The 18,831-nt window shown below is 51.1% G+C and carries 20 protein-coding genes; 7 read left to right on the top strand and 13 right to left on the bottom strand.

Translation table 11 applies throughout. The features are described 5' to 3' along the window. Positions 1–72: 72 nt before the first annotated feature. Complete coding sequence (locus tag LVD14_RS09440; RefSeq protein WP_237133838.1) at positions 73–1,014, bottom strand: hypothetical protein; 942 nt, start codon at positions 1,012–1,014, stop codon at positions 73–75. Between the two features lie 293 nt (positions 1,015–1,307). On the opposite strand from LVD14_RS09440, the gene LVD14_RS09435 reads away from it, so the two are divergent. Next, a complete protein-coding gene (locus LVD14_RS09435) occupies positions 1,308–2,234 on the top strand; it encodes a hypothetical protein (protein WP_237133837.1) in 927 nt (308 codons plus the stop codon). Between the two features lie 2 nt (positions 2,235–2,236). Then, on the top strand, positions 2,237–2,890 hold the full coding sequence (locus tag LVD14_RS09430) for a methylamine utilization protein (protein ID WP_237133836.1): 654 nt from the start codon (positions 2,237–2,239) through the stop codon (positions 2,888–2,890). 18 nt (positions 2,891–2,908) lie between these two features. Here the strand turns inward: LVD14_RS09430 and LVD14_RS09425 are convergent, their stop codons facing one another. Further along, a complete protein-coding gene (locus LVD14_RS09425) occupies positions 2,909–3,745 on the bottom strand; it encodes a YfdQ family protein (RefSeq protein ID WP_237133835.1) in 837 nt (278 codons plus the stop codon). A gap of 133 nt (positions 3,746–3,878) precedes the next feature. Next, positions 3,879–4,172, bottom strand: coding sequence for a DCC1-like thiol-disulfide oxidoreductase family protein (locus tag LVD14_RS09420; RefSeq protein ID WP_237133834.1), 294 nt, complete (start codon positions 4,170–4,172; stop codon positions 3,879–3,881). A 104-nt stretch (positions 4,173–4,276) separates the two neighbouring features. Between LVD14_RS09420 and LVD14_RS09415 the strand changes: the two genes are divergently transcribed. After that, positions 4,277–5,128: a delta-class carbonic anhydrase gene (locus LVD14_RS09415; RefSeq protein WP_317622711.1), complete on the top strand. Its 852-nt coding sequence runs from the start codon at positions 4,277–4,279 to the stop codon at positions 5,126–5,128. On the opposite strand, the gene LVD14_RS09410 is transcribed toward LVD14_RS09415, so the two are convergent. After that, positions 5,117–5,806 (bottom strand): response regulator transcription factor, encoded by a 690-nt coding sequence (locus LVD14_RS09410; protein ID WP_237133833.1) that lies wholly within the window; start codon positions 5,804–5,806, stop codon positions 5,117–5,119. The two genes, LVD14_RS09415 and LVD14_RS09410, sit on opposite strands and share 12 nt — an antisense overlap. Next, positions 5,803–7,362 carry a sensor histidine kinase gene (locus LVD14_RS09405; RefSeq protein WP_237133832.1) on the bottom strand — a complete coding sequence of 520 codons (1,560 nt, stop codon included), beginning with the start codon at positions 7,360–7,362 and terminating at the stop codon, positions 5,803–5,805. The genes LVD14_RS09410 and LVD14_RS09405 overlap by 4 nt, the downstream gene beginning before the upstream one ends. A 68-nt stretch (positions 7,363–7,430) precedes the next feature. On the opposite strand from LVD14_RS09405, the gene LVD14_RS09400 reads away from it, so the two are divergent. After that, positions 7,431–7,907 (top strand): YbhB/YbcL family Raf kinase inhibitor-like protein, encoded by a 477-nt coding sequence (locus LVD14_RS09400; protein WP_237133831.1) that lies wholly within the window; start codon positions 7,431–7,433, stop codon positions 7,905–7,907. On the opposite strand, the gene LVD14_RS09395 is transcribed toward LVD14_RS09400, so the two are convergent. The 4 genes from LVD14_RS09395 to LVD14_RS09380 form a co-directional block, all read right to left on the bottom strand. Continuing rightward, positions 7,895–8,320 carry a hypothetical protein gene (locus LVD14_RS09395; RefSeq protein WP_237133830.1) on the bottom strand — a complete coding sequence of 142 codons (426 nt, stop codon included), beginning with the start codon at positions 8,318–8,320 and terminating at the stop codon, positions 7,895–7,897. The genes LVD14_RS09400 and LVD14_RS09395 overlap by 13 nt on opposite strands. Positions 8,321–8,540: 220 nt before the next feature. Further along, positions 8,541–9,920 (bottom strand): serine hydrolase, encoded by a 1,380-nt coding sequence (locus LVD14_RS09390; RefSeq protein ID WP_237133829.1) that lies wholly within the window; start codon positions 9,918–9,920, stop codon positions 8,541–8,543. Positions 9,921–10,003: 83 nt separating this feature from the next. Then, positions 10,004–10,384 carry a type II toxin-antitoxin system VapC family toxin gene (locus tag LVD14_RS09385; RefSeq protein ID WP_237133828.1) on the bottom strand — a complete coding sequence of 127 codons (381 nt, stop codon included), beginning with the start codon at positions 10,382–10,384 and terminating at the stop codon, positions 10,004–10,006. Further along, entirely contained in the window at positions 10,381–10,587 is a 207-nt protein-coding gene (locus LVD14_RS09380; RefSeq protein WP_237133827.1) for an AbrB/MazE/SpoVT family DNA-binding domain-containing protein, read from the bottom strand. The genes LVD14_RS09385 and LVD14_RS09380 overlap by 4 nt, the downstream gene beginning before the upstream one ends. A 175-nt stretch (positions 10,588–10,762) precedes the next feature. Between LVD14_RS09380 and LVD14_RS09375 the strand changes: the two genes are divergently transcribed. Next, positions 10,763–11,035, top strand: a complete 273-nt coding sequence (locus LVD14_RS09375; protein ID WP_237133826.1) for a type II toxin-antitoxin system Phd/YefM family antitoxin — start codon at positions 10,763–10,765, stop codon at positions 11,033–11,035. Next, the gene (locus LVD14_RS09370; protein ID WP_237133825.1) at positions 11,016–11,288 is read left to right on the top strand and encodes a Txe/YoeB family addiction module toxin; all 273 of its coding nucleotides are present in this window, start codon (positions 11,016–11,018) and stop codon (positions 11,286–11,288) included. Before LVD14_RS09375 ends, LVD14_RS09370 begins: the two co-directional genes overlap by 20 nt. Positions 11,289–11,348: 60 nt before the next feature. Here the strand turns inward: LVD14_RS09370 and putP are convergent, their stop codons facing one another. Next, positions 11,349–12,821, bottom strand: a complete 1,473-nt coding sequence (gene putP / locus LVD14_RS09365) for a sodium/proline symporter PutP (RefSeq protein ID WP_237133824.1) — start codon at positions 12,819–12,821, stop codon at positions 11,349–11,351. Between the two features lie 226 nt (positions 12,822–13,047). Between putP and ald the strand changes: the two genes are divergently transcribed. Beyond that, positions 13,048–14,169: an alanine dehydrogenase gene (gene ald, locus LVD14_RS09360; RefSeq protein WP_237133823.1), complete on the top strand. Its 1,122-nt coding sequence runs from the start codon at positions 13,048–13,050 to the stop codon at positions 14,167–14,169. Between the two features lie 259 nt (positions 14,170–14,428). Here ald and LVD14_RS09355 read toward each other — a convergent pair whose 3' ends face one another. The 3 genes from LVD14_RS09355 to LVD14_RS09345 form a co-directional block, all read right to left on the bottom strand. After that, positions 14,429–15,124, bottom strand: a complete 696-nt coding sequence (locus tag LVD14_RS09355; protein WP_237133822.1) for a hypothetical protein — start codon at positions 15,122–15,124, stop codon at positions 14,429–14,431. 88 nt (positions 15,125–15,212) lie between these two features. Beyond that, complete coding sequence (locus tag LVD14_RS09350; protein ID WP_237133821.1) at positions 15,213–17,522, bottom strand: SIR2 family protein; 2,310 nt, start codon at positions 17,520–17,522, stop codon at positions 15,213–15,215. Positions 17,523–17,611: 89 nt separating this feature from the next. After that, positions 17,612–18,799, bottom strand: coding sequence for a Shedu immune nuclease family protein (locus LVD14_RS09345; RefSeq protein WP_237133820.1), 1,188 nt, complete (start codon positions 18,797–18,799; stop codon positions 17,612–17,614). Between the last annotated feature and the right edge of the window lie 32 nt (positions 18,800–18,831).

Below are 18,831 nucleotides of genomic sequence, written 5' to 3'. Positions count from 1 at the left end.
GGCAGGGTCCGTGGTTCGGTCAGACCTCTAGACTAGCATACCGGCATGGCGACGCACGTGCTGGCTACATTTTTAAACGCTCACCGAACAGGCTTTTACCAGATTCAGATCTGACAGGTATCGCTCCACTCTCAGGCTGGCCAAGGCGTTCATTGCTGCGAGAGCCGTTTCCAGTTGTTGTTGAAGACGTGCGTCCAGAGAATCAGCGAGACCCAACAGAGGTACGTTGCCAGCCGGCGTCTCACTTACCTTGCCGCCCTCTTCCAGTTCAATATTCTCAGCAATCTGCGTCCGAAGCTGTGTGGTAATCGTGTCGATATCAGGAAGCTGGCCGTTAAAGCGCTGCAGGATTGTGATTTCGATTCTTTGTATGCTCTTTACAACTTCATTGTCGGCGGTTTCAAGCGCCTCCAGGGATCGTTCCGCCAGGTCCAGAGCTCGGTCTAACCTGGCCGCGACCTGACTGTATGAGCCAAGCTCTTCATAATGATCGCTAATAATTTGATTTATCGCCGATTGATTAGTATCCAGAATATTTTTTGACTGATTCAACTGTGAAGCAATGCTCTGTATCGTCTGAAAATGCGAAAAGCCTTCCTCCAGTCGCTGTGAGTTGTCGTAAACACACTGGGTGGCACTGATGGCACTGGTGTATATCTGCAACTGAAACGGGATACTTCGATACGTTTTCCTGGCAGACTGATAACCAAGACCCATCGCAGATGTCTTTAATACGTCTGAGTGAAGTTCGGCCACTTCAGCGCCAATACCCAGGGTGACCAGATTGAGAATCCAGGAATCGTACTCATTATTTTTATCGTAGTTTTCAAGCACTGCGGTTTTATATTGCTGAGAGGCGCCAGACGCATAGAGTCTGGCCTTGCAAATGTCTGTGACTGGAGTGCCACAAGCGCTGGTATCAGTAATGCTCTGAACGCTTCCAAGCTCTACAGGCTTGAATGACACACAGGCGGTTGTAAACAGGGCCAGAAAACACGCAATAAAAATTTTCATAGTACCTCCTTGTTGGCGCGGTGGAGGCTTAGTGGTCAGATGGGCTCTCCACTGAGTGACTGAGTATTGGATCTCACTATGATTACTGCCGTGTGTTTATGAATTGTCTCAACCATGATCTCAGCCCAGGGTATATTCTGGATTTATCAGTTATGTATTCTGTAAGTTATGACGCCAGCCATGCTCTTTACATGCGCAGGGATGTGACTACGTAGTTCTGAGGCGTCATACAGCGTAGACAGCGCACAAGTTCAGGCGCAAAATACCTGAGATTCAGACATGGAGAATCTCTGGTGGAGATCAAGGTTAATCGGGACAGCAAGGACCCACATCGCAGCCTGATCAAAAGTGCAGTGGTACTACTTTGTGTGCTGTTGCTGCAGCCGGCAAGCTCCCTCCGAGCGGCAGAATCGGATGCCATTCTGAGTGTGCGGCTGGCACATCACAGCAACGTCCCCAATGCGGCTGATGACTTCAATACATTTTCGGATAGATTGCTGCAGGTGGACTACAACCGGGACTGGCGATTTGTGACCTCGCCAGGAAACTGGTTCAGCGTTGGCCTGCTCACCCAGGGTGACCTGTGGCAGCAGACCAGCGGCATGAACAGGCTGGCGGCTGGCGTAGCTGTGGGCTATAGCCACAAATTCGGTCTTGGCCCCGAAGCACCCCGCCTGAATCTGCGCTCACAATGGTTATATCAGGAGTTTGATGGCTCGGTTCGAAGCGGCCCGGTGCACTCGCACAGTGCAGCATTGAGCCGCTGGATTGCTGATAACATTCAGCTCAGTGGCAGCTGGTCGTGGACGGCACAATCAGCTCCATCGCGGCGCGAATTACTTGCGAATCCTGCTTTTGACGTTGATGTTTTTAATCAGGAGCAACAGCAACTGACCATTCAGGCAGACTACCTGCTCTATAACAGCCATGCCCTGAGTGCGCACCTCAGCGCGACAGATGGTGACACGGGTGCCAGTGCGCGACCTGGCAGTGCCCTGCTCCGGATCGGTGAGGCAATTGCCCGTGATAACGGTATTGACCGAGGATACCTGGCGTATCGCGTCGAGGCGCGCCGCTACGCCGCCGGCCTGCAATGGAGCATGCCTTTATCAATGGACAGTTCGCTGTCACTGGGCGCTGAACGTCGTCTGGCACGCGCTGATGCGGGTGTGCGTTATCGGGAAACGCGCGTTCATCTCGATTACCTGAAGAGGTTCTGATCATGGCCTGTACCAAAACTGGTGTGTCGATTGCTGTCATGCTCAGCCTGAGCCACGCAGCATATGGAGGCGACCTTGAGGTATTAATTCGCGATGAAGCGGGTAATCCTGTCGAGGGTGCCGTTGTCGAGCTGATCAACACTGGCCTGCCACAGCCGGCTGACTGGCCGCAGTCGGCTGTCATTGATCAGATCAACAAAGAGTTTGTCGAGCCGGTGATTGCTATTGTTGCTGGTACCTCGGTCAGTTTTCCAAACAGTGATGATGTGCATCACCACGTTTACTCTTTCTCGCCGACAAAAAGATTTGAACTGCCACTTTACACCGGCGACCCGGCCGCCCCTGTGGTATTTGAAACACCGGGCGTTGTCACGATTGGATGCAATATCCACGACTGGATGGTCGGTTATATCTATATCGGCGAGTCGCATCTGATGGCCATCAGCGATATGGAAGGTGTAGGCAAAATTGTGGATCTGCCGGCAGGAACTTACACGGCAAGAATGTGGCACAAGGGTTTAGGTGTCGGGCAGGAACTGACAGAGTTTACTGTGGAGGTGCCGGCAGCCGGTGTGGCGCAGCACAGTGTCAGTTTGACTGAACAGCCAGCGTTTGCGACGCGACGGGCGCCGCTGCCGGGGTTGCGGAGTTATTGAAGCCAGGCATAATCCGTGTCAGCCATGCTCGAACTCAATCTCAGTCACGTCCGCCACAAAAAATGGAAAGTACTGTTCAGTCTGAAAGTGATTGCCTGCTTCAAGGTGTGTCGGCAGACGAAAACCGCCAAAATCGCGAAATTCAGATAGATAACCGCCAAACGATTGCAGCTGATACTGTTTCCTGGGATTAGCATTGCTCCAGCGATCAAACCTGATCTGAATCGGCTGACCATTCTCGCTCACGGTCAGTTCTACAACCTGAGTCAGCCCTTGATACTCGACGGTTACCTGTGCACGATCAGCTGCCAGGGCCTCCCAAACCACGCCGGGACCAGGCAACAACGCGGCAGGTGTCCAGAAGACGGCTTCGGCGACATAACGACCAAAGGCTGAACGGGTATGATCGGGGTCTCCCCCCATGCGGGCGACTGGCAATAAACCCATCAGCCAGAAACGTGTCCAGCTTTGACTGTCGGACCCAGACAAGACCATGGCACCGCGCCGTGCACGCATCTTCCAGACGAATCCGGCCGGCATTGCCAGGACTTGAGTCGCAGTGAAGTCCAGGTAATTGGGTTTGTCTTTGGTGCCCATGCCAAAGCGCCCTGCCATGGTGATGTTGACTACCTTCAGCAGCGGCGTGCCCGATTTAATGGTGTACAGGAAGTAACGTCGAGCAGGATCAGGCAGGTCAGCAACCCGTTCCGGGGTAAAGACGGGAGGGTTTGCGGGCTGCGAGGCCAGCAATTCATGCATGGTGTTGAGGTCTGCGCGATGATCGAGCAGTCGCCGGTCAAACAATACAATCACAGTGATGACGAGAATGGCGAGCAGATAAACAGTGACGGACATTGGGGTGAATTCCAGGCAAGCATGTAAAAGGTCGCGGTCTGGGTTGTGTTAGCTACCCCCACAATACCTGCTGGTGCTCGCGCTGCTTTTGATTTGGGTCAAGCCTGTCCGGGATAGCGCTTAGGGGTGGTACTTACCCTCGCCCGGTGCGTTCCAATCGTTTATCCACCATGCGCCGGTACAGCCTGGAAAGGATGGGTTTGATCACGGGCAGACCAATCAGCCAGCCCACTGGGCGCAGAATGGGGGCGCGGCGCATCAATAGCTGGTAGGCATCTATTTCGATGTGAATCTGCCCGTTGGCATCTTTGACGTGGAGTTCTCGCAGCGCCCGCTCGGGGTCGATACTCTGTTGGCGTAACTCTTCGTCTCTATCGGTGATGTCGACCCAGTGGACGTTGGCGTTGTCGGCCGCCAGTCTGGTCATCACCTGCCACCACGCTGTTCATAAACTTTTAATAATTAATTCATTATCAATTCGGAATCTTTCACTACCTTTGGGGCCACTTAATCCACAGCAGGAGTGAATAGATGAAATCAATGGCAGCAATGGCTGGCATTATCAGCATGTCAGCTTCCCTGGCAGTGTATGCCAATGACAACGGCGCAGCCGTCGCCGACAGCGTTATCGAGCAACAGAATCAGAAACTGCTGGAGAATACCGCTGGCAAAGGCTTCGGTCCGCAGTCGCCTCGTGATCTGTCAAACCCGCTTGGCGAGAACACGCGTCAGTTCAGTCTGGCCCCGCAGTACGAGCAGTTGAACCTGTGCAACATCCATTTCCACAAGAATGCTGAGCACAAAGGTGGGGAGTTCACTGTCTATGCCGGTAACGGCGACGGCCACGGCAATCACACCGGTTTTCTCTATGACGGCGAACTGGCTGCCAGCCAGCTGGCACCAATCACGGGGAACATCTGCCCCACCAATAACGAGTCCCTGATGCCGGGAGATACCATTGAAGTACATTATGTGTTCAGCAGCGCGCAGATCAATCCAGGCCCTACACTGGGCGCCTGCCTGAATGACAACACCATGAACCCGCAGTTGCGTGTGGAAGGACAGGTACTGGTGCTGGTCAATGATCGCTCGGCGCTGGACTTCAATGAGCTGGCGGCCATCGGTGAGCGCAATGGCTATCACCAGGCATTGAACATTCCTACTGACACTGGCACGCCGATTCAATACGCCGGATCAACAACGGGTCCTGCCTACAATGAAAATGGTTCGCCCTTGCTGGTCAGCTGGAGCGTCCGGCCCAACGTTGCCTTTGTCGACATCGAAACGGTCGGGGAATGGTGTAATGACAATGTGTTTGAGGAGACCCAGGCACACGGCGTGCGCAACCTGGTGACGCATCCGTCGCTGCTGTCACCCATGTAATGCCCGGAAGCGGTATCCGAGCCCCCTCACCGTCTGGATCATGGATTCAGCTGGTGGGGGGCTGTCAAGCTTCTGTCGCAGCCGGCTGACGTAGACATCAACGATATTGGTCAGGGGCTCGGACTGATGCCCCCAGACCTTGTTGAGAATGCGCTCGCGGGAAAGAGCCTTGCCGTGGTTCTGCATCAGGAACATCAGCAGATCAAATTCCAGACTGGTCAGGGATATCTCCTCACCGTCGCGGACCACCAGTCGGCTGCCAATATCCAGCGTAATCGCGCCCTGTTGAATGATATCGCCGCTTTCCTGCGCCGGTGCATCGAGGCGTCGTCCCAGTGCCTGCACACGGGCCAGCAATTCGTCAAAATCAAAGGGTTTGCACAGGTAGTCATCCGCGCCGGCTCGCAGTCCTGCAACTCGGTCAGCGACGTCATCCAGTGCGGTCAACAGCAGCACCCTGCTCTTCGGCGAACGCTTCAGAATCGCCGGCAGTTCCAGCAGGCTGTCCTCATCGGCAAACATGCGATCCAGCACGATGACATCCGGTTGCTGCTGATAGGCCTGCATGCTGACCTCGTGCAGCTGGTTGACCGTCGTGCATTCAATACCTTCCGCGCCAAGCCCGCGCGCAATGAAGTTAAGCAGGGATCGCTCGTCATCGGCTATCAGCACCCTCATGGCTGCGGCTCCCTGGGCAGTGTCAGCGTAAAGGCTGATCCCCTGCCGACGACTGACTCAACGCTCAGCTCGCCATGATGGGCTTCGGCGATGGTACGTGCGATCGCCAGGCCGAGTCCCGAACCTTCAATGGAACGGTTGATCCTGACAAATCGCTCGAAGATATAAGGCAGATCGGAGGGAGAAATCCCGGGTCCCTGATCAATCACGGAGATCCTGAAGTCAGTGGCGGACTGTGACGCCTTAACCATGACACGGGTATTCGGGTCACTGTACTTAACGGCATTGTTGACAAGAATGGCAATGACCTGTGTCAAACGCTGTTCATCGCCGTAGAGCTGCGCCCCCTCGTCATCAAAGGCCCATTCCATTTCTATACGGTGGGTCGGTGCAAGCCGTTGCCAGTGTTCAGTCTGCTGTCGCAACCAGCTGGCCATGTCAATCCACTGCGGCTCAATTACCAGCTGGCCGGAATCGGCACGTGCCAGGAGTAACAGGTCATCGACCAGCCGGCTGAGTCCGACGGCCTGGCTAAGAATGGACTCCAGAGTTTGCCGGCTGGCGTCTTCAGTAACGATAGGCTGGCGCAGGGTCACTTGAGCCTCACCGCGGATGACTGTCAACGGGGTGCGTAACTCGTGACTTAGATCTGCCAGAAACTGACGCCGGCGATTATCGATGTCAGTCAGCTTGTTATTCGCGTCCATCAGTTCTTTGGTGCGCTGTTCCACTTCGAACTCAAGCTGTTTGCGTGAGCGCTCTGCCATGAGCTTGTGCTCCTGCAGTTGCCGTCCCATGGAATTGAAGGACTGCACGATGGGCAGAAACTCCTGATCCAGCGTGTCTGGCAGACGGTGGTCATAGTTGCCCTGTGCCAGCGCCTCGGCGCCGCTGGAGATGGTCTGCAAGGGAGGATAGAGCTGATTGATCAGCCAGCGGCAGGCCAGCACGATCAGTGGCAGTCCCAGCAAACCGAAGGCAGCGGTAAACCAGACAATGGCGGTGTTCAGCGTGTCGATGCGGGCATTGATGGCAGCCACGACATTGCTCTGACGCGAAACGGCATCATTGATGGCTTCGCGGAACTGGTTATCGATGGTCACCTCAAGCAGGGTTCTCACCCTTTCCTGCCGGCTCAGGGGCACATCACTGCCGCTTGCAGCGATTGACTGGAATTCTTCAATAATCTGCGTAATCAGCAGCGCCAGGTCTTCGGTGTCTTCAACGCTGCCACGGGTCGCTTCTGCACCCAGCGATTCACGCTGCGTCAGTTCCAGACGCCGGATGTTGCTGAGTGACTCATCTATCTGCTCCTTTTTGTTGCGAACCTCGGCCTGATTGGCGGTCTGGCCAAAAATCAGTCCGTCGGTGAGCTGCTTGAACAGGCGGTAGGAGATGCTGGACAGCTGCTGGTGTTCTATCAGCAGAGTCTGGGCCATGGTGCTCTGTGAGAGGTTCTGGCGGGTAATCTGCGCGGATACAGCGGCGGCCAGCAGGACGACGACCAAGGCCACGCTGGATGCCCCGGCAAACAGGTACAGTTTACGCTTGAACATGCGGACCGGTCTCCGTAAGGTAATATTCAAGTATTCCACGATCACAATCTGACAATAAAGGAGTCCTCATGACATTTGCACTTTCAGACATGAAACTGACCAGTCACGACCTGAAACAGGGTGAGCGTATCGATGACAGGCACAGCCATGACGGTGGCAATGTGTCGCCAGAGCTGACGTGGAGCAAGGTGCCCGAGGGCACAAAGTCACTGGCGATATTCTGTCACGATCCGGATGCCCCTCTGATCTCGACAACAGGTAATTACGGCTTTGTGCATTGGTTGGTTTACAACATTCCGCCCAAAGTGAATCATTTGCCACAGGGTTGCACGGACTACGCACAGGGGCTGAATAATTTTGACAGCATCGGTTATGGTGGTCCCAAGCCGCCACCCGGTCACGGTCGGCACCATTATTATTTCTGGGTATTGGCGCTGAATCTGGAGCCGTCGCTGGCTGACGGGCAGGAACTCGCGGAATTCCTGGAAAGAGTCGAGCCACACGTGCTGGGCATGAACCGGCTTGTGGCTTACTACGAGTCTTGACTCTGGTCCGGAATCGCCATCACGTCGGCGCGATGTGACATGACAACGGCGACTTTCCAGGCATCGTCGGTCAGCACCAGAGTGTAGGTAGCGCCCAGTGTTTCGATGACGTCGCCGTTGCTGTCGAGTCGGGTCCAGACGGTGCTGACCATGGCGTTGGTTTTGCCGAGCAGTTTGATGTTGCATTTGTCGAGACGGGTGTGGGTAAAACCGCGTTGGCGCAGGCTGTCGAACACAGGCATCATTTTATTGCGGGTTTCTTCGGTTGAGGCGGATGAGAAAATATTGCCTTTGGATATGATGGTTCTAGGTGTGGTGAAAAGTGCGAGCCAGGCGTCGAAGTCGAGCCTGGAGAAGGTTTCGCCGATGGCGTGAAACAGGTTTTCTATTTCTTTATGATTATCTGTGATCACATGGTGCTCCGCGTTAAGAACTGGCGCTTTTTATAGTGGCAGGTGCATCGAACTCAACGTTCACGTTGTCAAAGTTGGATGTCCAACGAATCTCACCAGATTGTCACCCCAAATCATAACGTATGTATTTGATGGTGGTGTGCCGTCAACCCCATTAGACGAACTCGTAAGGACGACACATGCGCTGCTACTCAATTACGGGATGAGGTCGCGCGCAGCGTCAGCGCACTTTTTGCCCCGGTATGTTCTGTCCCGCCTGATGCAAGACCATGCCCGTCACGATTCCGTTTTCGTCCCGCTCGAAGGTGATCTGTGCATCAACAACCCTGTAGAAGAACTCTGTCTCAGATTCCGCGAAAATCGGAAACCTGCTTTGGTCTGTGGCCTGAGCGAACAGGGCTCCATCTTCCAGCGTGACGGTGATCGAAAAACTTGGTGAGAGCTGATATTCGCCGACGTAGGTCTGAAGAATGTGCTCTGCGACAGCGATTTCATCGCGCTCGCGTGGAGGTGTTGGGGGCGGCGCGAGCGGCAGTTCCGGATTGATCAAATGAAAAGCGATGTCATCGGCGCCGTGCGCCGAGTTGGTAAGGACGATCACCCCTACCTGCGCATCAGGATCGAAAGCGATGATCGTACGAAAACCAGCTGTGCTCCCGTTATGCCAGACAATCCTCTGCTCATCGACGCTCCGAACGAGCCAGCCAAGCCCTATACTCCTACTCATACCGGCACTCTCCCGTACCTGATGGCTGGCGTGCATCGAGCGCTCAAGCTCAGACGTGGGCGGGCCGATGTTCGCAGCAAGAAAAGCAAGCATGTCACGGACGTTGGAGCGAAGCGCCCCCGCACCAGCCAGCGTGGGCAGGTCCCAAAGCGGAACTCTCTCACCCTGTTGATCGTGACCAGCCACCATCCACTGAAGCATCTCTGCGTCGAGAGTAATACCAGTCATGCTCATCCCAAGCGGCTCCAGGATTCGCTCACGCACGAGATCCTCGTAGGTAACTCCTGCCGCGCGCGCCAACAGATGACCAAGTAAGCCGAAGCCAAGATTTGAGTACTCGTACTGTGAACCGACATCGCGCCGCAGCTCATGATTCGAGAGAAAAGCATACAAATGGTCAACTGTGTAGTCAGCGTACGGATTCGCAGGGTTAGCAAAGGGCATGTTCCCGGGAATTCTGGGCAGTCCCGAACGGTGAGTCGCGAGGTCAAGGAGGGTGATCTCGCGGTCGGCCCTGGGGACGGTGACGCCATCAGGCAGGAAGCCGGAGGCGGGATCGGAAAGCGACACCTCGCCCCGTGCGACCATGTCGGCGAGCAGAATTCCTGTGAACGCCTTGGTGATAGAGCCGATCTCGAATAAAGCTCTCTCGCCCAGGGGCAGGTCGTCCACACCAGTGTCGCCGTAAGTTACCACGCGAGTCGAACCGTCCGCCTCCATGACGCCGAGTACGATGCCGACGCCTCGACCCTCTTCGACCCGGGATTGGATCACCTCGATGAGATCCTGGTCCGGGGGGAAGTGTTGGGCAAGCGCAGTGGCCGGAATCAGCCAAGCTAGAGGATAGCAGATCAAGGTGGTGAAGAATCGCATGTTCATGTCACTCCTTTCCGTGCAATAACTAAGAACGCAGTTCGTGTCCGATGTAGCAAAGCGGAACGAATTTGAGCGGGTTGTTATGTGTTGTTTCTGGAAATGTATCTGACATTCGCCAAGCCCTCAAAGTCTTTATCTTGAGTCCAGATGACAGCAGAATACTTTTGAGCGGTGGCAAAAATAATGCTGTCAGCCAAGGGCAGTTTATGGAGAACACCAAGCTTGGCAGCACCCATTGCCAATTCTGAATCCAGCGAGATAACTTTGCCTTGCTTCATGTGGGCCGTGACAATCAAGGCAGCCTCTTCTCCACGTTGACGCAGCACGTTTTTAAAAACTTCCGTAATCGTGATGCTCGGCACCAGCAATTCCGAAAGCCTTTCAATTGGCTCTGCAAATACCGCGGCATTCCCGTCACTGGCGAAATACGACAGCCAAGCCGACGAATCAACAACATTCATTCCCTATCTTCTTCCCTGACTACGGAGGTATCAATCCCTTTGAGGAAGCCCCTCATCTCCTTCATGGATTTTAGCGGGATCACTTCGATGCGTCCTTGATATGACATCATCTGGACTTTTTGCCCAGAGACTATTCCCATGGATTCTCTAATTTCTTTAGGAATTACAATCTGATACTTCGGAGAAACAGTAACTTCTGTCATGACGCCACCCATCGATAAGACTTTGGTATTACGATACCCCTATCGATCTAATGAATCAATACACATAACGCCCATCAACAACGGCGCCAGATAAGCTGGCGCCCAATCGCTTGTGATTGTTGGGGCGGCCAGAGTATACTCGTACGGCATTCCCGTACATATATTGGTGGTTGCGATGGAAACAGTAAGTGTAAATAAGTTCAGGGATAACCTGAAAAAGCTTGTAGAACAAAGTGTTAGTAGACATGAACCGATAAGAGTCTCCCGACGATCTGGGCAAGACTTTGTGGTGATGAGCGCCGAAGACTGGGAGCGCGAACAGGAAACGTTGTACGTGTTGCAAAACAGCAGCCTGATGCAACAACTGGCCGAATCGGTCAAAACCCATGCTGAGCGTAAAGGATACACGCCTACCAAAGAGCAAATGGATGAGATCACTGGTATTTGAGGGTAAGACCTGGGAAGCGTATGAAGCCATGCGCCAGAACGACAAAAAACTGCATGACGCTGCTCGCAAGATGATCAAAGAGCTCATTCGCTGCGAGGACCCCGCTGTTGGGACAGGCAAACCTGAACCCCTCAAGCATAACCTGACCGGTTTATGGTCAAGGCGCATATCCCAGAAGGATAGAATTGTGTATAGGTTCGACGAATCATCAATCTATATCTTTGCTCTGGGTGGTCACTACGACGAGCCCTGACATTCGTATCGTGAGTATGCGCAGAAAAACAGTTTTCCTGCGACTTCACCCCATGTTTAACTAGCTGCGCGATCCAGCGCCCAACACGCTCCCAACCACAATAGCAATCCAGGAAGCGATAAACCCCGGGATGATTTCATAAACGCCCGGGCCTCCCATGAACTTGCTGTTCCAGCCTAATGAAATCCAGATCACGACAGTTGCAGCCCCCACCACAAGACCCGCTATGGCGCCGGTAGCCGTCGTGCGAGGCCACATCAGCGACAGGATAATAAGAGGACCAAACGCCGCGCCAAAGCCGGCCCAGGCATGACTAACCAGGCCCAGTACCTGAGAGTCCGGATCGGAGGCAATCAGGGCAGCCATCAAGCCCACGGCGACAACGCAGCCCCGGCCTGCCATGACACATTCACGGTCGGTCGCCTGCTTGCGCAGGAACAGGCGGTAGAAGTCCTCGGTCAGCGATGATGACGACACCAGAAGCTGGCTGGAAATGGTGCTCATGATGGCGGCCAGCAGCGCAGCATACAGAAAGCCGGTAATCAGCGGATGGAACAGCAGTTCCGACAGTATGATAAAGATGGTTTCCGGGTCGGCAACATCCAGTCCGTTTCTGATCGCATAGGCGCGACCGAAAATGCCAAGGGAAATAGAACCTATCAGCGAAATGCCCATCCAGCTCATGCAGATATTGCGGGCGATGGGCACATCCTTCAGTGTGCGAATGGCCATAAAGCGGACGATGATGTGGGGCTGACCAAAATAACCCAGTCCCCAGCTTAGCGCAGAAAGCCAACCGACAAAGCTTAAGCCGGTCGTCCAGGACAGCAGTGCGGGATCCACTTGATTCAGCGTTGCAGACGCCTGAGCAAAGCCCCCGCCCCCTTCGCCAAACAGCACAACCGCCGGCATAATCACCAGGGCCAGCATCATGATGCAGCCCTGCACAAAATCCGTCAGGCTCACGGCCAGGAAACCACCCACCACCGTGTATGCCAGTACCACACCCAGCGTGATGAGGATACCCATGGCGTAATCGCTGATACCGGCCACACTAAAGATTCCTTCAAAAGCACTTTCAAACAGCTTGCCGCCAGCCACCAGGCCGGATGCGGTATACACCACAAAGAAGATCACGATCACCAGGGCTGAGACGGTTCGCAAGGATAATGCCTGAGCAGGAAATCGATTCGCCAGAAACGCTGGAATGGTGATGGCGTTACCGTACTGCACCGTCTGCTCGCGCAGCCTGGGTGCGACCAGAATCCAGTTGATGAAGGCACCTATAAACAGGCCAATGCCTATCCAGGCAGACGCCAGACCGGATATATACAAAGCGCCGGGCAGGCCCAGCAGCAGCCATCCACTCATATCGGAGGCACCGGCTGACAGGGCGGCAACCTTGGGGCTGAGTGTACGCCCGCCCAGCATGTAGGCTTCCGACGAAGAGGTTGAGGTGCGCATGGCGTACAGGCCGATGATGATCATCAGCGCAAAGTAGACAAACAGGCTTATCCAGACGCCTACAGCCATGGAATGTCTCCGGTAATGTGGGTCAGAACGCGTGTCATGGAATGGACAAGCACCGTGTTTGCTCGGATTCTATAAAGAATTGATAGTCAGTATATATAAAAACGTCTGGCACTCCGATTCGGCTTTCTGTGCAATGATCCAATGAGTCGAAAATCAGCGAATACATATCATCATGTTAAGCTAGGTCTGACAAATTCTTTGAACCCGTCGTTGTAAGGAGCCTTCTATGCGTATCGGAATCCCCAGCGAGATCAAGAATCGAGAGTACCGGGTGGGTCTGTCGCCCGCGTCGGTTCGAGAGCTTGTTGCCCATGGGCACCAGGTAGCGGTTCAGAAAGATGCAGGTCTGGCCATTGGTTTTAGCAACGAGGACTACGAGAAAGCCGGGGCAGATATCGCGCCTGATGCCGAGAAGATCTACGCAGGCTCGGACATGATTGTTAAGGTCAAGGAGCCACAAGCGGTTGAGCTGAAAATGCTCAGAGAGAATCAGATTATTTTCACATATCTTCATCTGGCTGCCGACCAGGAGCAAACTCAGGGGCTGATGTCTTCCGGTGCTGTGGCCATCGCGTATGAGACGGTCACCGATGACAAGGGTGGTTTGCCGTTATTGGCGCCGATGTCCGAGGTGGCTGGACGTCTTTCGATTCAGGCTGGCGCACATGCTCTGGAAATGAGTCAGGGTGGCAGCGGGACGCTGCTGGGTGGCGTTCCTGGGGTACCGCCGGCGAAGGTTACTATTATTGGCGGCGGTGTCGTCGGCACTAATGCAGCGCGGATGGCTGTGGGGATGGGGGCACATGTCACCATCATAGACCGATCGCTGACCCGCCTTAGGCAGCTGGATGATCTATTTCAGGGGCGCATCACAACGGTTTATGCCACGGAGGAAACGATCGAGGCGGAGCTACTGCAGTCTGATCTTGTGGTGGGGGCGGTTTTGATAGCGGGCGCTGCTGCGCCGAAGCTGGTATCGCGGGAGATGGTGACGCTAATGAAACAGGGGTCGGCGATGGTGGATGTGGCCATCGATCAGGGTGGCTGTTTTGAGACATCGCGCCCTACTACTCATGAGAATCCGACTTATCTGGTAGATGGGGTTGTGCATTACTGTGTGGCGAATATGCCTGGGGCGGTCGCGCGAACTTCGACGCTTGCGCTGAATAATGCGACGCTGCCGCATGTGCTGGCGATTGCTAATAAGGGGTGGGAGGCTGCGCTCAGGGATAACAAGCATTTGATGGAAGGTTTGAATGTTTGTCGGGGGAAAGTGACGTATAAGGCTGTGGCGGAGGTTTTTGGGATGGAGTATACGGCGGCGGAGAGGATGGTGGCTGGGGGTTGAGGGTTGAGGGTTGGGGCTTTTTATCGGTTTTTGTTGTGCGTATGAGGTGCGCTTCTGCAGTTTCGCGGGTAAGGTCGGCGCCTGTTAGCCATGTATTGTTTATACTTTGGATTGTCAGGATCTTTGAGTGCTGCTTTATGGCGCTGTAACCGGCGCGAAATTATCAAGCAGTTTTGTGCGAAAATACGCGTAAATTAAGGAACAAAATCAGGTAGTGATTTTGGTCAGTAATACAGCTTTGTTACTCAAAGTTGCTGACTCATATACCATATAAGTCCCCAATGAGCCTATCGATACAGAGAGATGGCCTCAGGGCATCGCTCGTGAGTATATACTCTCCACTAACACTATAAGCTGTCGATAAATAGGACCAACCAAGAACGCCAACAACAAACTTTGCTAGTTCTACTATTTCCTTAATAGAGGACCAAAACGGGGAATTAACATTCTCAGCATTTTCATTGTGCGCTAGAGCTTTATCTCTAAAGTTACGTAATTCAATGCCATATTCTAAAAGCGGAGTGCTTTCTAGCTCGACAATCACATAGCGCCTCAATTCTCCTGAAAATTCATTTGGTGAGTGTTTAACACAGTGGAGTAGTGTTTCCGTACCTTCTCTAGCCGATAAAGCGTGCAAAAGCTGAAATTCTTCACGAATATCAGGCAACTCTTCATGATATTTTTCTAAGTATGAAAGTAATCCACGAAGACACCGTGTGGGATACTTTTTACTAGGGTTATCATTTATTCTGCTTGCCGCCAATATTGCTTCTGTACTTAAAGAGGAGTCGATAGTCCTAAACGCCAGTCCATAGTTTCCATTTGAAGTATCGTTAATAAGCTCGGAGTGACTAGCGATCTTTCTCTTTAGAGCTAAAGCTCTCTCGAATCGGAATATATCGCCAATGAGGCCATTTTTTACCGTGTCTTCAATTGCTTCCCTGGAGATACTCATGATTTGACTTCCTGGCTAACGCCAACCGTAATCGACGTATTTTTCGTGAGCACAGCGAAAGAAAAATGCTCCCGTGTTCACGGCCTTTTTAGCGCTTCTTAGCGGACGCTAGGGCTTTATTAACCTGATTAAGCAGTCGCGACACATTTCCTATTCGGTTGTCCTCATCAGCCTCCTCGCTTAACCAATCCTTTGCTTTTTCCAAATAGGAAACAGCGACTTTATCTCGATACTTTTGCCAGTATCGCAATGAATGATCAGCAAAAGACATTGCGTGGAAGGCCTTTCTTACATCTGCTGAATGACATTGCTCTAATGCCTCCATACTTTCGTCCAGAGCTTTTCGAACGTCCGGAGAATCCTTTCGTTCTATACTGGCTTTAAACTTAATGATCGCGTATGAGTTCTTTATTGACCAGTTTCGACTCCCACCTTTGGAAATAGCTTCATCTATGACTTCAAACGCTCGCTGGTGGTCCTTTCTTCGGCTCAAATACAACGCTTTTTGTTGCAAGTTAAATGGTGAGTTATGCTTTCGATAGATCACGTCGTATATTGCTGCGCCATCTTCTACCTTTGGAAATGCCCTCTCGAATATTCGAGCGTCATAAGCCCTCCGCTTAAAGGAATCGAAATTCGGGACGCAAAATCGAGGAACATTGTTGTGGAAATTGCTCAGCATAATCGCCAAATCTTCTGTTGGCGCTATTGTAGAAATATGATCCGCCAGCAAGTTTGAGCGTATCGAAAAGTAATCTTGATCCCCTTCAGCGAACTCGCCAACATATTCCGACAAGCTGCTACTAAGAATAGCTATCAAATCGTATAACCCTCTGTAGTCGTTATACGATTTACCAAAGTAACTATAAATTACATCCATTGAGGTTATGCTTCTGCATGTATGCAGGTAGCACGCCAATAGGAAAAGCTGGACAAGTTGCTCGTCTTTCTTCCGAAGGCTATCTATGACATTGTGGAAACGCTCCTTGATTGACGGCGCTCTGCAGTTTCTTTCAATGAGTTCAAACAAAGAGTCGCCATCTCTAAACTTGTAACTCTTTCTCGACTTTATATCTATAGGGATATTGTTAATCACTGCTTGTGCATCTTTTTCATTCAGCGTTGTAATATCGATTATTTCAATATCTTTCCTCAAAAAATTAGCGCTTGAAGCAGATAAATATGCATAATCTCTTTCGGCAATGATTAGCTGAATATTTTTATTCTGGGAAAGGTGGTTTAATGCTTCAATTGATGTCTGTAGGTTATCGACGAACAACAAGGTTGGAATGCCAGACAGCTTCGTTGCGATTGTTTGTGCTTTTGCAGTCGAGATTTCGGAAAGCAGAATCTTAATGCCATTGAAATTGTGAAACGCGGCAAATTGCATCAGCAATGTAGTTTTGCCAGTTGCCGGACCTCCAGTTATCAAAACGTTTTTACCACTATTGACTTGTTCTTCGACGCTGCTATAAAAGCGAAGCTTTGCGACACGCGGAGAATAAATATCACTCCAAGTGGGAGCGGCTCCAAGATAGAAGTCTTGTATTGCTCTGTGTTTGATGTCGGAGTGACTTGGAATTTCGTATTCAGGAAAAGGATTTACATAAGCTTCCTCATCGGCCGGAGACACTGCCTCGAACGTCTTGAGGTACTCTAAAAATTCCTCGGTGTCAGAGCTTATGATTTTTAAATCTAATGATTTGTAATACTGTACTTCATCGTCGGATGTGTATTCCGGATGGACAATTATCCATGAGTTCTTCTTGTTGTTGTCATCTATAGCGTCGGAGAAAACTTGGAGAGTTCCTGCGTCTCTCAACGCATACCCCCAGAATAGGGTTGGGTGCCTATTCATAAGGGATCTAAAATAATTCCATCGAGTAGGGTCATTAGAAAACGCGCTAGCAATATCTAAGTCGCCAAATATTAGTGGGGACTCATCATCAGAAATACTGCCATGAAGATATATATAATCTATCGCAGATTTGTCCTTGATACTTACCCCATTTAACCTTGTGTTGTTTAGGTACTTATTCGGATTTCCACGAAATACACATTCCAAGAGATTGTCCACGTTAGTGGTAAATATAAATCTTGGATTTATGAATTCCAAGTATCTGTATTTGTCACTAAAGCTACCTACATCAAACCTTGCCTTTATGTATCTATCCAGATCATCCTTTCTTGAGCGCGATAAGAATGTACACAACTGTGGGAGCTGCAACGTTTTTGGAGCTGTAGGGAATTCTTCCAATAGCTCATTACGTAACTCATCCCCGATAGGCAGATGGCGTCCTTGTTTATCTTTAGCGAGCAGCGAAAAACCCGCACCTGTAAAAATATTAATACCTTCGCGCAGGCAGCGTTCGAATGTGATTTTGCTCTCGATTTTCATTCTTGCCCCTGTAGTTTCTTTTTTTGTGCTAACGACCCGCTCAGCGGGCAATTGAAGCTAGGCGTAAATTGCCGCGCTGCATCTGATTGTTATGTGTGTTTTGTCCAGTGTTTTAATGTTGATTCTAAACGTGCCAGAAGATCATCATACGTAATTATGTCTATCAAACTTTTGTATTTGCGCTTGATAACCTCGAAATCTTGGCGTTGTTCTGCTGACAAGCCTGTCTCCCGCCCCATGATTATTATCCCCCCTGGACTTGTAATCCTAATGGAAAACCCCGGTTCTAATTTATCTTGGTAGTGCGATGTTAATTTCTCTTCTCCGTTTCTACCCCATTTATTCAGGTAGAAAATATATTTTTCAATCTGCATGACAGTGCCAGATAATTCTCGAAGAGGGATGTAATTATCACGATAGGTGCGATCTGTTACGATGCATTTATCAAAAGGTTTTTTTATTTCTATGATGTCTGCATTGCCAGTTGAATCAACAAGTAGAATATCAATTTTTCTGTCTTTTTTGTTGTACGTATCGCGCACGGGCGCTTCTTTAAATGCAAGGATGTATTTAGGGTAAAGAAGGAGAATAATTTGCAATATTTCTTCTTGCCACTGAGTTTCAGAATAAGATTCTTCTTTTTCAAGCATGCCCTTCAGCTTAGAGAGAAGAAGTTTGTACTTTTCAATCTCGGCATTTGCAACTAGTTGATACGCATTAGATCCTTCTATGCTTGCTCTCCGATCCATATAGTTTTGGTACTTTTCCTCATAGTCCTCTTTTGTTTTCAGGTATGAGGAAATTACTGCTCCAACCCGAGCGAAGGCATATCGTGTTAGCTCATAAGAATTTGGGAAGTTTCGTAATAATTTCGTAAATGCCTCTTCTGGTATTGATGAATCATCTTGGCCACCAATTCGAACATCCCCTTTGATGAGCTGATCTAATCTTGAAAAAATTGAAATATTCCGCTCTGCAATGAATATCTTAGTCGTGAGCTCGATATCCTCATGGATAAAGAGATCGTGCTCGATTCCCATCACTGTCCTTGACAAGCTGTAATATTGTCCATTCTTTGAGCCGATTACGAATAGCACTGGAGCTTCTTCATCGATTGGATCTTCTTCAGACCACAACTCATTTTTTGAGACTGTAAATGTTCGTCTTAATGTCACATCATGACCCTTTTCTAGCTCGGAATATATCCAGCCAGAGGGTCTAAGCTCGCCGCTGTAGGAAAGAACTAGCCTTTTTTCTTCTTTTATAAATTCCAACATCCGTTGCTAACCCCTTCAAAGCACAAAACATT

Source organism: Pseudohongiella sp. O18 (assembly GCF_021729085.1).
Taxonomy (GTDB): domain Bacteria; phylum Pseudomonadota; class Gammaproteobacteria; order Pseudomonadales; family Pseudohongiellaceae; genus Pseudohongiella.
Note: the sequence above shows the minus strand (reverse complement) of the source record. Positions and strands in the feature narration are given on the sequence as shown.